The 14,095-nt window shown below is 43.1% G+C and carries 14 protein-coding genes and 1 tRNA gene; all 15 read left to right on the forward strand.

Going from position 1 to position 14,095, the window contains the following annotated elements; all coding sequences use genetic code 11:
• Window positions 1–213 precede the first annotated feature (213 nt).
• The 15 genes from NIT79A3_RS04075 to surE all read left to right on the forward strand — a co-directional run bounded on the left by NIT79A3_RS04075 (window position 214) and on the right by surE (window position 14,085).
• Window positions 214–1,926 carry a multiheme c-type cytochrome gene (locus NIT79A3_RS04075; RefSeq protein ID WP_013964980.1) on the forward strand — a complete coding sequence of 571 codons (1,713 nt, stop codon included), beginning with the start codon at window positions 214–216 and terminating at the stop codon, window positions 1,924–1,926.
• Window positions 1,923–2,957 (forward strand): hydroxylamine oxidation protein HaoB, encoded by a 1,035-nt coding sequence (gene haoB / locus NIT79A3_RS04080; RefSeq protein ID WP_013964981.1) that lies wholly within the window; start codon window positions 1,923–1,925, stop codon window positions 2,955–2,957. Before NIT79A3_RS04075 ends, haoB begins: the two co-directional genes overlap by 4 nt.
• A gap of 159 nt (window positions 2,958–3,116) precedes the next feature.
• Window positions 3,117–3,836, forward strand: a complete 720-nt coding sequence (cycA, locus tag NIT79A3_RS04085) for a cytochrome c-550 CycA (protein ID WP_013964982.1) — start codon at window positions 3,117–3,119, stop codon at window positions 3,834–3,836.
• Window positions 3,836–4,510 (forward strand): NapC/NirT family cytochrome c, encoded by a 675-nt coding sequence (locus tag NIT79A3_RS04090; protein WP_013964995.1) that lies wholly within the window; start codon window positions 3,836–3,838, stop codon window positions 4,508–4,510. Before cycA ends, NIT79A3_RS04090 begins: the two co-directional genes overlap by 1 nt.
• A gap of 151 nt (window positions 4,511–4,661) precedes the next feature.
• Entirely contained in the window at window positions 4,662–5,417 is a 756-nt protein-coding gene (locus NIT79A3_RS04095; RefSeq protein ID WP_013964996.1) for a hypothetical protein, read from the forward strand.
• Window positions 5,418–5,505: 88 nt separating this feature from the next.
• Window positions 5,506–7,413: a threonine--tRNA ligase gene (thrS, locus tag NIT79A3_RS04100; RefSeq protein WP_013964997.1), complete on the forward strand. Its 1,908-nt coding sequence runs from the start codon at window positions 5,506–5,508 to the stop codon at window positions 7,411–7,413.
• A 37-nt stretch (window positions 7,414–7,450) separates the two neighbouring features.
• Entirely contained in the window at window positions 7,451–8,023 is a 573-nt protein-coding gene (gene infC / locus NIT79A3_RS04105) for a translation initiation factor IF-3 (protein ID WP_156797009.1), read from the forward strand.
• 120 nt (window positions 8,024–8,143) lie between these two features.
• Window positions 8,144–8,341, forward strand: a complete 198-nt coding sequence (gene rpmI, locus NIT79A3_RS04110; protein WP_013964999.1) for a 50S ribosomal protein L35 — start codon at window positions 8,144–8,146, stop codon at window positions 8,339–8,341.
• Between the two features lie 12 nt (window positions 8,342–8,353).
• The gene (gene rplT / locus NIT79A3_RS04115) at window positions 8,354–8,713 is read left to right on the forward strand and encodes a 50S ribosomal protein L20 (protein WP_013965000.1); all 360 of its coding nucleotides are present in this window, start codon (window positions 8,354–8,356) and stop codon (window positions 8,711–8,713) included.
• 110 nt (window positions 8,714–8,823) lie between these two features.
• On the forward strand, window positions 8,824–9,843 hold the full coding sequence (gene pheS, locus NIT79A3_RS04120; RefSeq protein WP_013965001.1) for a phenylalanine--tRNA ligase subunit alpha: 1,020 nt from the start codon (window positions 8,824–8,826) through the stop codon (window positions 9,841–9,843).
• A gap of 41 nt (window positions 9,844–9,884) precedes the next feature.
• On the forward strand, window positions 9,885–12,257 hold the full coding sequence (gene pheT / locus NIT79A3_RS04125; protein WP_013965002.1) for a phenylalanine--tRNA ligase subunit beta: 2,373 nt from the start codon (window positions 9,885–9,887) through the stop codon (window positions 12,255–12,257).
• Between the two features lie 185 nt (window positions 12,258–12,442).
• Window positions 12,443–12,751 carry an integration host factor subunit alpha gene (locus NIT79A3_RS04130; protein ID WP_013965003.1) on the forward strand — a complete coding sequence of 103 codons (309 nt, stop codon included), beginning with the start codon at window positions 12,443–12,445 and terminating at the stop codon, window positions 12,749–12,751.
• Window positions 12,729–13,109: a MerR family transcriptional regulator gene (locus tag NIT79A3_RS04135; RefSeq protein ID WP_013965004.1), complete on the forward strand. Its 381-nt coding sequence runs from the start codon at window positions 12,729–12,731 to the stop codon at window positions 13,107–13,109. Before NIT79A3_RS04130 ends, NIT79A3_RS04135 begins: the two co-directional genes overlap by 23 nt.
• A gap of 63 nt (window positions 13,110–13,172) precedes the next feature.
• Window positions 13,173–13,249, forward strand: a tRNA-Pro gene (locus NIT79A3_RS04140).
• A 92-nt stretch (window positions 13,250–13,341) separates the two neighbouring features.
• Complete coding sequence (surE, locus tag NIT79A3_RS04145) at window positions 13,342–14,085, forward strand: 5'/3'-nucleotidase SurE (protein ID WP_013965005.1); 744 nt, start codon at window positions 13,342–13,344, stop codon at window positions 14,083–14,085.
• Window positions 14,086–14,095: the final 10 nt, after the last annotated feature.

Genomic DNA, 14,095 nt, shown 5'->3' on the forward strand with positions numbered 1-14,095 from the left:
CAATTTCCGGCAAAAGTTCTTGACAGTGCAGGTATGAGTAAGTAGTCTGGGGGAGCTTTTTTTGTGTCAGGAGAAAGCGAGTAAGGAAGGACAAGAGTAAAGGGTAAGAAGAAGCGGTAGGAAAAGAAGCTGCGGTGTAGATAATAATAAGAAGAAGAGAGTAGGACGAGAGCAAGAGAAGGCAAAAATTTTGGAAAAACAAAGGAGAGAGAGATGGTTGCCAAGCTATGGCTGAGGATAGTTACGGTAATGTTGGGAGGGCTGCTGATAGGAGTGGCACAAGCGAACATACCGACAGTTCCGAATGAATTATATGAAGCACTGAAGCTGGACCGTGAGAAGACGAGTCCAAAGGAATTATACGAAGCGCTGGTGAAGCGTTACAAGGATCCTGCGCAAGGAGCGGGTCCTGGAACGTTGGCGCAATACTGGGAACCGATACCGTATGGAATCTATCTGGACCCGGCGACCTTTTACAAAGCACCTACATCGAACAAAGACGTAGCGAGCCGTAAGGAATGCGTAGAATGCCACACTGACGAATCGCCGGTATGGGTACAAGCCTGGAAGCGCAGCAGCCATGCGAACCTGGACAAGATCCGCAACCTGAAGCCAAGCGACCCTACTTTTTACAAGAAAGGGAAACTGGAAGATGTAGAGAAGAACCTGCGTTCGATGGGCAAACTGGCGGAAGGCGAGCAACTGAAAGAAGTCGGTTGTATTGACTGCCACGTAGAAGTTGGTGCGAAGAAGAAAGCGGACCACGCCAAAGACCTGAAGATGCCGACGGCAGACGTATGCGGCACCTGTCACCTGCAAGAATTTGCAGAACGTGAATCGGAACGTGATACGATGATTTGGCCAGCAGGCCAATGGCCGGATGGACGTCCATCACACGCCCTGGACTACAAAGCAAACGTAGAAACCACAGTTTGGGCGGCAATGCCACAACGTGAAGTAGCCGAAGGCTGCTCGATGTGTCACACCAACCAAAACAAATGCGACTCCTGTCATACCCGCCATGAATTCTCAGCGGCAGAATCACGCAAGCCAGAAGCCTGCGCAACCTGCCACAGTGGTGTAGACCACAACAACTGGGAAGCTTACTCAATGTCCAAGCACGGCAAGATGGTGTCGATGTTGGGTAACCAATGGAACTGGGACGTGCAATTGAAAGACGCGTATGCCAAGGGTGGTCAGAATGCACCAACCTGTGCAGGCTGTCACATGGAATACGAAGGTGAGTATGCCCACAACATGGTTAGAAAGATCCGTTGGGCGAACTATCCATTTGTTCCAGGCATTGCAGAGAACATCAACAGTGAATGGTCGTCAGCTCGCTTGGACTCATGGGTTGTCACCTGTACCCAATGTCACTCAGAACGTTTTGCTCGCTCCTACCTGGAATTGATGGACAAAGGTACGTTGGCAGGACTGGCTAAATACCAAGAAGCGAATGGCATTGTTCATCAACTGTACAAGGAAGGTTTATTGACAGGTCAAAAAACCAACCGTTCTGCACCGCCAGCGCCAGAGAAAGAAGGCTATGCATATTTTGCACAGCTATTCTGGTCTAAAGGCAACAGTCCGGCAGCAATTGAGCTGAAAGTACTAGAAATGCATGAAAATGACTTAGCGAAGATGCACGTAGGCTTAGCCCACGTTAATCCAGGTGGCTGGACCTACACCGAAGGCTGGGGTCCAATAAACCGTGCTTATGTTGAAATTCAAGACGAAAACACCCGCATCCGTGAAATGGTTGCACTGCAAGAACGTGTTAAGAATCTTGAATCCAAGAAAACCAGCTTACTGGACTTAGACGGCACAGCAGAGAAGATCTCGCTGGGCGGTTTAGGTGGTGGCATGCTGCTGGCCGGAACACTGGCCTTAGCAGGCTGGCGCAAACGTAAGCAAAGCGAAGCTTGACAAGCACTAACGCAACCGATCGCACTACCGCCCAGGTAGCGCGATCGGGAGACAAACTACTCCCGTCATTAGGTATACTCCTGGTGACGGGAGGTTTGGTTTTATTGGGCTGGTTTGCTTATCTTTGGTTTAAACTGCCGCCTGCCCCCTACCAATATCAACTGATTGCGGAAGGTGACAATAAACGATTCTCCCAAATGAACCTGGATGATTGGCCGGAGCTAAAGCTAGGTCAATACAAAGTACAAGCGGACGGAGTAGACAAACCGATTGCTGAATTCATCGTTGCGAGACAAAATGAAGGGCCGCCGGTACTGATCTACTGGAAGAACAGTACGAATGAAATACTGTACAATTTTGACAGAAAGCCATCGGAACTCAGTGCACTGGCAGCAGCGATCAGCAAGCACGCACCGAAAGACGCCCTGATACTCTCCTGGTGGGACACCTCTCGGCAAATCAAACTGCTTACCGGACACGACACGCTTTTTACCAATCATCTGAACGAGCCACTGATGATACCGGTAACCTGGTTAGAACAAAGTAAAGCCATTCAAGCCTATGAAAACCAATTCTGGGGAAGCAAAGCCAACCCAAAGGAACGGGAACAATTTGAACGCTTCAGTCAAGCACTGGCAGCCCCCGCAGAAGAAGGTATCAAGCAACTGCGCGAACTGATTGGTTCAAACCGGGAAGCGTATGTAATCGTACACGTCACTGACCTATACAGACTAGGAATCATGTACCCGGAAAAAATGGGTGTTGCATATCAGAACTTCCCCATGACAGGCAACATGCACGGCATGATCAATCAAATGAAAATGCAACTCAAGCAAAATGGTTTTGATACCTACACACTACAATCCGTATCGGATAATGAAATCAGAGCATTCTTTCTGAGTGATAAAGCCAGTAGTGAAACGTTATTAGCAAGAATGCTGCCCTTTGTAGACAAGAAAGCGCCAGTGGAATTGGACGTGGCACAACTGATATATCAACAAGGCGGTTACTGGGTTTACAAAATACCTTAAGAAGAATAAGGCACAAAAGCTAAGTGAGACTGCAAGTAAAAAGAGACAACTGAAGAACCAAAAAAATACAAAGCGAACACATAGTCATTTACACAATCTGATGATAGCGTACAATACGCGGCATAAAAACTTGAATTAAAAAAAGCATAAGGAGGAAGGATGAAACACCCAATAGCTTACATACTTGCTGTTTTGGCAATGATCGCATTTTTTAGCGGTGCGGCAATAGCAGACACCTTTGAAGGACGCAGCAAATGCAGCTCCTGCCACAAATCGCAAGCCAAATCATGGAAAGACACGGCACATGCGAAAGCGATGGAATCGCTGAAGCCTGGTACACGTAAAGAAGCCAAAGTTAAAGCCAAACTGGATCCGGAAAAAGACTACACGCAAGACAAAGACTGTGTAGGTTGCCACGTAGATGGATTTGGCAAGAAAGGTGGATATACGATAGATACACCGAAGAAACCACTTGCAGCGGTTGGCTGTGAATCCTGCCATGGACCTGGAAAGAGTTACCGGGGAGATCACCGTAAAGCAGGGCAAGTATTTGAAAGTAAAGGAACCGCAATGCAACGCAAAGTAGTTGCTGACAAAGGCCAAGACTTTCACTTTGAAGAAGCATGTGCTGCCTGTCACTTGAACTATGAAGGCTCACCTTGGAAAGGCGCGAAAGCACCTTACACCCCATTCACACCGGCTGTAGACCCGAAATACACCTTTGACTTTGACAAAATGGTCAAAGATGTGAAAGCGATGCATGAGCATTATAAGCTTGACGGTACCTTCGCAGGAGAGCCCAAATTCAAGTATCACGACGAATTCCAGGCGAATGCTAAGGAAAAGACAGGGGATAAAAAAGGTAAAGGAAAAGAGTAATGACAGGCATACAAAAAGGCGCGATAGGCACGCTACTGACAGGGGGGTTACTGGGGATAGTACTGGTAGCGGTTGTATTTGGAGGAGAAGCGGCACTCTCAACGGAAGAGTTCTGTACCAGCTGTCACTCGATGACCTATACGCAGAAGGAACTAAGGGAATCGACGCACTATGGAGCACTGGGAGTAAATCCCAGTTGTAAAGACTGTCATATACCGCAGGGATTCAAGAACTTTCATTTAGCGGTATATTCCCATGCGGTAGATGGAGCCAGGGAATTATATTTGGAACTGATTAATGATTATTCGACGCTAGAGAAGTTCAATGAACGTCGTTTGATTATGGCGCATGATGCGCGCATGAACCTGAAGAAATGGGACAGTATAACCTGTCGCGACTGTCACAAGAACCCAAATCCACCTGGAGCGGATGCACAGGAAGCGCACAAGAAGCTAAAGACGGAAGGAGCGACCTGTATAGATTGTCATCAGAATCTGGTGCATGAAGAGGTTGCAAAGACAGACCTGAATGCGAGCTTAGCGGCTGGTAAGATGGTACTGCAGAAAGAAGAGGATAGTGGCGCAGACGAAGAAGGCGAAGATGAAGATGAGGATGCGGCGAGTGAAGTAGAAGCTGAAGCTCAGGGTGACGAGGATGACGAGGATGAGGAGTAGTTGTTCCTAAGGTTCACAAAAAAATAGAAAAAATGAATTTATTGTGATATCTGTGCAATAATTTTTTACTAATATATGTTGAATTTTATTAAGAATTAAGTAAGCCCGCCTATGGCGGGTTTTTTATTACATTGAAGTTTATGCGCGCAATATGCTGAATCATTTTCCAGATCCTGCTGTTAATTATCCCCATAGAAATAGAGATTATTTTATTGCAGGTTTTACTTTCTTCTGTGTTGCGGTGAGCTTGGTAATTGATGGTAGTGCAAGCCCAGAAACTCAGAAACAGTTAGGTGTTATAGCTTGGATCTTTCTGATTGGATTGCTAGTCGGTGAGAATAAAGAAGTAAGAATGCAAGTCGTTGTTGCCGTTGCATTTGCTACTGCCGGAGAACATTTTGCTTCGATTTATATGGAAGGATACACTTATCGATTTGGAAATGTACCCTCTTATGTTCCGCCCGGTCATGGAATGGTATATTTGACAGCAGTAGCCCTTGCACGCTCAAGACTTTTCTTATTGAATGCAAGAAAACTGGCAATTTCTGTTATCCTGATTGGCGGTTTATGGTCACTGTGGGGTATTAGTGGCATACCTGAGCAAGGCGATCAGGTTGGTGCATTTTTATTCTGTATTTTTGTAATTTGCTTATTTAAAGGACGATCTCCAATGGTTTATCTGGGGGCCTTTTTTATTTGCACTTGGCTAGAAGTCATTGGTACCGCAGCGGGAACGTGGAAATGGGCTTCAATTGAACCTGTTTTTAATTGGACTCAAGGAAATCCGCCTAGTGGTGTCGCCGCATGGTATTGCTTGGTCGATGCAGTCGCTATTGGTTTTTCTCCAAAAATTCTAAACGGTTTGCAAAAAATGAACAACTGGTATAAAACATCACTTAGTAAATAATCATTTATCCCGGAAAATTTTTGAAAGTTTTAAATAACAAATTAAAATTGTAATTTCTGTTAAATATAATCAATTGGAAGGGCTAGCTGTGACCGTTGTTCGTTTGCCAGATGGATCTGAGCGTATTTTTGATAACCCTGTAACTGTGTTAGATGTTGCTGCAGCGATTGGACCAGGACTTGCTCGCGCAGCAATTGCTGGAAAGATTAATGGGAAACTGACTGATGTATATAGCCAAATAGAGGGAAATAGCGAACTCGCCATCATTACAGAGAAAGATGCTGAAGGATTGGAAATTATCCGGCATTCTTGTGCACATTTGTTGGCTCATGCGGTAAAAGAACTATTTCCTGAGGCGCAGGTTACTATTGGACCAGTAGTTGATAATGGATTTTATTATGATTTTTCTTATAAGCGACCATTTACCCCAGAAGATTTGACTGCGATTGAAAAACGCATGCTTGAAATAAGTAAACGAGATTTAAAGATAGAACGAAAAATTCTGGAGCGCACTGAAGCAATCAATTTTTTTAAACAGCAAGGTGAACACTATAAAGCGCAGATAATTGAATCGATACCGGGCGATCAAGATCTGTCACTTTATTCTCAAGGGAATTTTACTGATCTTTGTCGAGGGCCGCATGTCCCAGCGACTTCAAAGATAAAAGTTTTTAAACTCATGAAGGTGGCAGGAGCTTATTGGCGGGGTGATTCGAATAATGAAATGCTTCAGCGTATTTATGGAACTGCCTGGACAAATAAGGAAGATCAGAAGAACTACTTGCATCGCTTAGAAGAAGCAGAGAAAAGGGATCATCGAAAGCTTGGAAAACAACTTAATTTATTTCACACCCAAGATGAAGCGCCTGGTATGGTATTCTGGCATCCCAAAGGGTGGATATTGTGGCAACAAATAGAGCAGTATATGAGGAATATACTGAATCAGAACGGTTACCAGGAAATACGAACCCCGCAGATTTTGGATAAAGATTTGTGGGTGCGATCAGGGCATTGGGAGAACTTTCGTGAGAATATGTTTACTACCAATTCGGATGAACGTGACTTCGCTATTAAACCAATGAATTGTCCCGGTCACGTACAGATATTTAATCAGGGTTTAAGGAGCTATCGCGAACTGCCTATAAGATTGGCTGAATTTGGTTCATGCCATCGAAATGAAGCATCAGGTGCGCTGCACGGTATTATGCGAGTACGTGCATTTACTCAGGATGATGCACACATTTTCTGTACAGAAGACCAGATACAAGATGAAGTTGTAAGGTTTATTGATTTATTAAAGATTGTCTATTCTGATTTTGGTTTTAAAGAACTTTTGGTTAAACTTTCAACACGTCCACATAAGCGTGTAGGATCAGAGACACAGTGGGATGAATCAGAAGCGGCACTTGAAGCGGCATTGAATGAAGCTAAGCTCGAATGGGAGCTGCAACCTGGAGAAGGCGCATTTTATGGACCGAAAATTGAATTTTCATTGAAGGATTGTATTGGACGAGTCTGGCAATGCGGTACACTACAACTGGATTTTTCTATGCCGGAACGTTTGGGTGCGGAATATGTTGCGGAAGACAATTCACGGCATGTGCCTGTAATGCTGCATAGAGCGATTTTAGGCTCTCTGGAGAGATTCATTGGCATATTGATAGAAAACTATGCGGGCGCATTGCCTTTGTGGTTATCGCCTGAGCAGGTTGTTGTATTAAATATTTCTCGCACACAGATTGAATATGCGCAGGCGGTGGTTACGCAATTAAAGCAAAATGGTATTAGAGCCAGCTTAGACTTGAGAAATGAGAAGATAACCTATAAAATTCGTGAGCATAGCTTGCAGAAGCTTCCTTATCAAATTATAGTTGGTGATGAAGAAGTGCGGACAAATAAGGTTGCTGTTCGTAATCGTGCAGGCGAGAATCTTGGTCAAATGACATGTCAAGCTTTGCTGGAGCATTTTAAAGAAGAAATTTCTTTAAAAACGTAATTAATTTCTTTAATAAACTAATCTTGGAGAATTTGCCATAGCTCAGGAAAAATCAGTGCGCATCAATGAAGAAATTGATGTGACAGAGGTACGTTTAATTGGTGTGAATGGAGAGCAAGTTGGTATTGTCACACTTGCTGGTGCAATAGCCTTAGCGGATGAAGCGGGGGTAGATCTGGTTGAAATCGCACCGACAGCGCAACCGCCTGTTTGTCGTTTGATGGATTATGGTAAGTTTCGCTATCAGGAAAGTAAGAAAAAGCATGATGCCAAATTGAAGCAGAAACAGGTTCAGATTAAAGAGATCAAATTTAGGCCTAATACCGATGAAGGTGATTACAACATAAAGCTAAGAAATTTAACTAATTTTCTCAATGAAGGAGATAAAGTTAAGGTAACATTGCGTTTCCGTGGGCGCGAAATGGCGCATCAAGAATTTGGTATGCGTTTATTGGAGCGCGTGAGAGGTGATTTAGAGTCCTTTGCGATAGTGGAACAATTTCCAAAAATGGAAGGACGGCAGATGGTTATGGTGTTGTCGCCTAAAAAGAAAGATGTTAAAGCCGATAAATCAAAAGCAGCAGAGGAAGATTCTTCAGTAGCATCATAGTTGTACTTAGTTGTTTACATAGTTTTTTGTTGTAAATTTTGTGAAAAATAAGTGATCACCAGGTTTTGGAAGTTTTTCAATGATGAAAACACCTGGTTTCATATTAAATGAGGAGTAATTATGCCCAAAATGAAAACTAAAAGTGGCGCAGCTAAGCGCTTTAAGTTTAGGGCGAGTGGGAGTATTAAACGCTCACAAGCTTTTAAACGCCATATATTGACTAAAAAAACTACTAAAAATAAGCGCCAATTGCGCGGAATTGCAGCTGTTCATTCCACCAATACAGCATCTGTTCGCGCTATGATGCCGTACGCATAAGGGAGAACGATCATGCCAAGAGTTAAACGTGGTGTAACCGCCCATGCGCGGCACAAGAAAATATTAGATCTGGCTAAAGGCTACCGTGGACGCCGTAAGAATGTTTATCGTATAGCCAAACAAGCCGTCATGAAGGCTGGTCAATATGCGTACCGAGATCGTCGGCAACGTAAAAGACAATTCCGAGCTCTATGGATTGCACGTATCAATGCGGCTGCCCGTGAATGTGGATTGTCTTACAGTGTATTCATGAACGGTCTCAAGAAAGCTAGTATTGAAGTAGATAGAAAAGTTTTGGCTGACTTAGCTGTTTTCGATAAGAGTGCTTTTGAAAAAATCGTACAACAAGCAAAAGCCAGTCTAGCCACATAATTGGTTGTTAAAAAGAGATGCTGGGAGGTCGGGTAACGCCTGAGCCTCCCTTTTTCTTGTGAAATTAATAAATATGATATTGGTTATTTAATCTTAGATGCTGAATTTACATGAGAAACTTGGAAGAAATTATTAATGAAGCAACAAGCCTGATGAACGGCATCGAAGATCCTATCGAATTGGAAAATGTGAAGGCGCGTTATCTCGGTAAGAGCGGCATTCTTACTGAATTACTCAAAGGATTAGGAAAGCTTCCTGTCGAAGAGCGTCCCGCCATGGGGAGTCAAATAAATGAAGCAAAGAATCGATTAGAAGCAACACTTAAATGCCGCCGGAATGCGATTCAGGCAAAGGAACTGGAGGATAAGTTAACTGAAGAGGCTTTGGATGTTACTTTGCCTGGCAGAGGATCGGGGGCTGGCGGCTTACATCCGGTAACGCAAACTTTAATGCGTATTGAAACACTATTTCACTCGATTGGTTTTAATGTCGTTTCGGGGCCTGAAATAGAGACTGATTTTTATAATTTTACTGCTTTAAATATTCCAGAGAACCACCCTGCCCGGGCTATGCATGATACATTCTATATTGATAATGGTAACTTGCTCCGTACACATACATCGCCTGTCCAAATTCACTATATGCAGAATAACCAACCACCCATAAAAGTAATTGCACCCGGGCGGGTGTATCGATGTGATTCTGACGTGACTCACACGCCAATGTTTCATCAGGTGGAAGGCTTATGGATTGATGAGAATGCTAATTTTTCTGCATTAAAAGGTATTCTGGCTAATTTCATGACGCATTTTTTTGAGCGCGATGATCTGCCTGTAAGATTCCGGCCATCTTTTTTCCCATTTACTGAACCTTCCGCTGAAATGGATATCGGCTGTGTGATGTGCGATGGGAAAGGCTGTCGTATCTGTAGCCATACAGGTTGGCTGGAAGTACTTGGTTGTGGAATGGTTCATCCAAATGTATTAAGCCATGTAGCGATTAATAGTGAACAATACATTGGATTCGCTTTTGGTATGGGCGTGGAACGTTTGACAATGCTCAGATATGGCGTTAATGATTTGAGGCTATTTTTTGAAAACGATTTGCGCTTTCTTAAACAATTTAATTGAACCTGAACAACTTTACCTATTTTAAGTGGCAGTAGATTCTCATGAAATTCTCTGAAAACTGGCTACGTAGCTTTGTTAATCCCCCCCACTCAAGTGATGAGCTTGCGCATGTACTAACGATGGCAGGAATTGAGGTTGAAAGCGTTGAACCGGTAGCAGCGGCTTTTGATAAAGTTGTTGTGGCCGAAGTTCTTTCAGTTGAAAAACATCCAACAGCTGATCGGCTAAAAGTTTGCAATGTCAGGACAGGAAAAACAGCGGAAGATTTATTGCAAATTGTTTGCGGTGCATCCAATGTGAGCGCTGGCGTGAAAGTGGCCTGCGCATTAACGGGAGCAAATTTGCCGGGTTATACGATCAAAAAAACGAATCTGCGTGGCATCGACTCAGCTGGCATGTTGTGTTCAGCTAAAGAATTAGGCGTCAGTGATGTAGCTGATGGTTTGCTGTTACTCCCCGATGATGCCCAGGTAGGGATGGATTTTCGTGATTACTATGGACTTGATGACCACATTTTTACATTAAAATTAACACCTAATCGCGCTGATTGTCTTGGTGTGCTCGGTGTTGCACGCGAAGTAGCCGCCATAACAGCAGCCGAGTTGCATGATTCACTAGCGATAAATACTATTCCTGGCGAAATTAACGATACTCTAGATGTGAAGGTGATGGCATCTGAAGCATGCCCTTTGTATTGCGGTCGTATTATTCGAGGCATTAATCTCGAAGCGTCGTTAACACCCTTATGGATGACGCAGCGGCTGGAGCGTAGCGGAATCCGGTCTATTAATCCGGTAGTCGATATCACTAACTATGTATTGCTGGAAACCGGGCAACCCATGCATGCTTTTAATCTGGAAAAGATTGCTGGCACTATTCAGGTTCGCTTCGCGTTGTTGCATGAAAGTATAGAATTATTAAACGGTAGTCAAATAGACTTAAATCCAGAAATGCTGTTGATTGCGGATGAACATAAACCGCTTGCTTTAGCTGGGATTATGGGGGGACTGGGTAGTGGCGTGACGCAAGGCACGACAGATATCTTTCTCGAAAGTGCATTTTTCAGTCCGGATGCAATCAGTGGTAAATCATTTCAACTTGGATTCACTTCTGATTCTGCTTATCGTTTTGAACGCGGTGTAGACTTTGCTGGCACCAGAACTGCACTGGAACGCGTTACTTACCTGATACAAACTATCTGCGGTGGTCAGGCGGGTCCAGTGACTGAAGTCAAACATAAGTTGCCGCAGCGATCCGCCGTGAATGTACGTCTTAATCGGATAAAACGGATATTGGGTATTGATGTCAACAAGCAGCAAGTAAATGATTATTTTAAGCGACTGGGATTTGATTTTTCAGTGAAAGAGGACATTTTTAATGTAAAGCCGCCATCTTACCGTTTTGATTTGGCGATAGAAGAAGATTTTATAGAAGAGCTGGCGCGCATCTATGGTTATGACCATATACCTGCTCATTTCCCGCATGCAAGTATGGCGATGCTGCCAGCATCCGAAACAGAGCGTTCCTCAATGGAGTTAAAGCAGTTATTAGTAGCTCGCGATTATCAGGAAGTTATTAACTATGCTTTTGTGGACGCAGATTGGGAGCTTGATTTTGTCAATAACGGTACGCCAATTACATTAAAGAATCCAATTGCGAGCCAAATGAGTGTGATGCGGAGTACATTAATAGGCGGTTTGATATCCAATTTGCAATTTAATTTAAACCGGAAACAAACTAGAGTCCGCTTATTTGAGATGGGTTGCTGCTTTGTAAGAGATGATGAAAGTGACTGCAAGCAAGTAGAAAGAATTGCGGGACTCAGTTATGGAGATGTCGTATTTGAGCAATGGGGGGTACCGGCGAGAAATGTTGATTTTTATGATGCCAAAGCAGACGTAGAAGTATTATGCAGAGGGCGGAGTACGCATTTCAAGAAATTTCTCCATCCGGCATTGCATCCGGGTAAATCCGCGCAAATTTGTATCGAAGACAAATCGATAGGGTGGTTGGGCGAGTTGCATCCCCGCTGGCAGAAGAAATATGGGTTGCAGAAAAATACGATATTGTTTGAAATAAGCTTAGAGAATCTTGGATCTAAAACCTTATCTGTTGCTAAGGAAATTTCTAAGTTTCCGCCGGTGCGGCGTGATATCGCAATAATTGTTGATAATGATATTAGCGTGCATTCACTTTTGATTTGTTTGATTGCAGAAAAATCGGCGATTGTTTCGGACATTTCATTATTCGATATTTATCGTGGCAAAGGCATGGAGAATACCAAAAAAAGTCTTGCATTCCGTGTGTTATTACAAGATACTGAGAAAACATTAACGGATGAAGAGGCTGATTTTGCAGTGACAAACTTAATCGAAGTTTTGAAAAATAAGTTTGGTGCAACTTTACGTAATTGATGCTTGTTTTTGCATTTGCAATGACTGATTTTTATTTGGATTTGATTATTTAATTGGATTTATTCTTCGTGGTTTTAATTATAAGATAAGCTAATAATCTGTTTTATTAAAAGCGCTACTGTTAAATGAGTCTAAATATTGTTGAGTTAAGAACTACAAAAATTAATAATGAGATGGAGTGAGGTATGGCATTAACAAAAGCTGAGTTAGCAGATTTATTGTTTGAGAATGTAGGGCTTAACAAACGTGAAGCAAAAGATATGGTTGAGTCTTTTTATGAAGAAGTGCGTACAGCGCTGCAAAATGGAGAAGGGGTTAAACTTTCAGGCTTTGGTAATTTTCAGCTGCGTGCTAAACCGCAACGTCCGGGCCGAAATCCGAAAACAGGGGAAGAAATTCCAATTACTGCGCGTCGTGTAGTAACATTTCATGCCAGTCAGAAGTTAAAAGCTTTGGTTGAGAAGAATTATCATGGAAAACAGAAAAATAAATAATACCCCGCTTCCAATTCCTGCTAAACGGTATTTCACAATCGGAGAGGTGGGAATTCTTTGTGGTGTTAAACCGCATGTATTACGTTACTGGGAACAAGAGTTTACGCAGCTAAAGCCTGTAAAGCGTCGTGGTAATCGCCGTTATTATCAGCATCAAGAAGTGTTATTGATTCGGCGTATCAGAGAATTACTTTACGACCAAGGGTTTACAATCAATGGAGCGCGTAACCGTTTGGATCATAATGAAAACAAGCTGTCCTCAATAGAAGAAGCGACTGTTGGCTCGATATCCCCAATAGCGGATTTAAGCTATGCACGGCGCGAAATTAAAAGTATTGTGTCGCAATTACTTTCCTAAAGAAAATGTTTTTCAGTAATAGTTTATAAAGTTTGGGTATTTTGTTTGTTATAATTTACTGTTCGGGGCGTAGCGCAGCCTGGTAGCGTACTTGCATGGGGTGCAAGTGGTCGGAGGTTCGAATCCTCTCGCCCCGACCATTTGATATACTCTTATTTTTAAATAGGATTGGTTCTGAGTAATGTGCAGGAATATCCGTTTGATCATCCGGTGGCTAACATAAGTTTATAAAATGCGCATATTGCTTAGTAATGATGATGGATATTTTGCGCCTGGCCTTACATGTCTTGCTGATGAACTTTCAGAAATTGCAGAAATTATAGTTGTCGCGCCCGAAAGGGATCGAAGTGGATCCAGTAATTCGTTAACGTTGGATCGTCCATTAAGTTTGCGTAAGTCTCATAATGGTTTTTATTATGTCAATGGAACACCGACAGACTGTGTTCATCTGGCAGTAACCGGTATGCTTGATGTAATGCCGGATATGATTATTTCTGGTGTGAATAGTGGTGCTAACATGGGCGATGACACGATTTATTCAGGCACGGTTGCTGCTGCTACCGAAGGTTTTCTACTAGGGATTCCTTCGCTAGCTGTTTCTTTGGCTGGTTCATTAAATGAAAATTATTTAACGGCAGCGCGGGTAGCTGTTGATATGGTGATACGTTTCAGAGAAAAGGATATTCAGAGTCCGGTTTTGTTGAATATTAATGTGCCGGATATCGAATATCAGAACCTTGAAGGGGTTGAGGTTACCCGTTTGGGACGACGCCATAAAGCTGAGCCGGTGATCAAGTCGAAAAGTCCCCGTGGAGAAAACCTGTATTGGGTAGGTGCAGCTGGTGCTGCACAAGATGCAGGAAAGGGTACGGATTTTTATGCGATTCAGCATAATCGAGTTTCGGTAACCCCGCTACAGATTGATCTAACACGTTACGATCAGTTAGATCTCATAACAAGATGGCTTGATATCTAAATAGGTACTT

The organism is Nitrosomonas sp. Is79A3 (assembly GCF_000219585.1).
GTDB lineage: Bacteria > Pseudomonadota > Gammaproteobacteria > Burkholderiales > Nitrosomonadaceae > Nitrosomonas.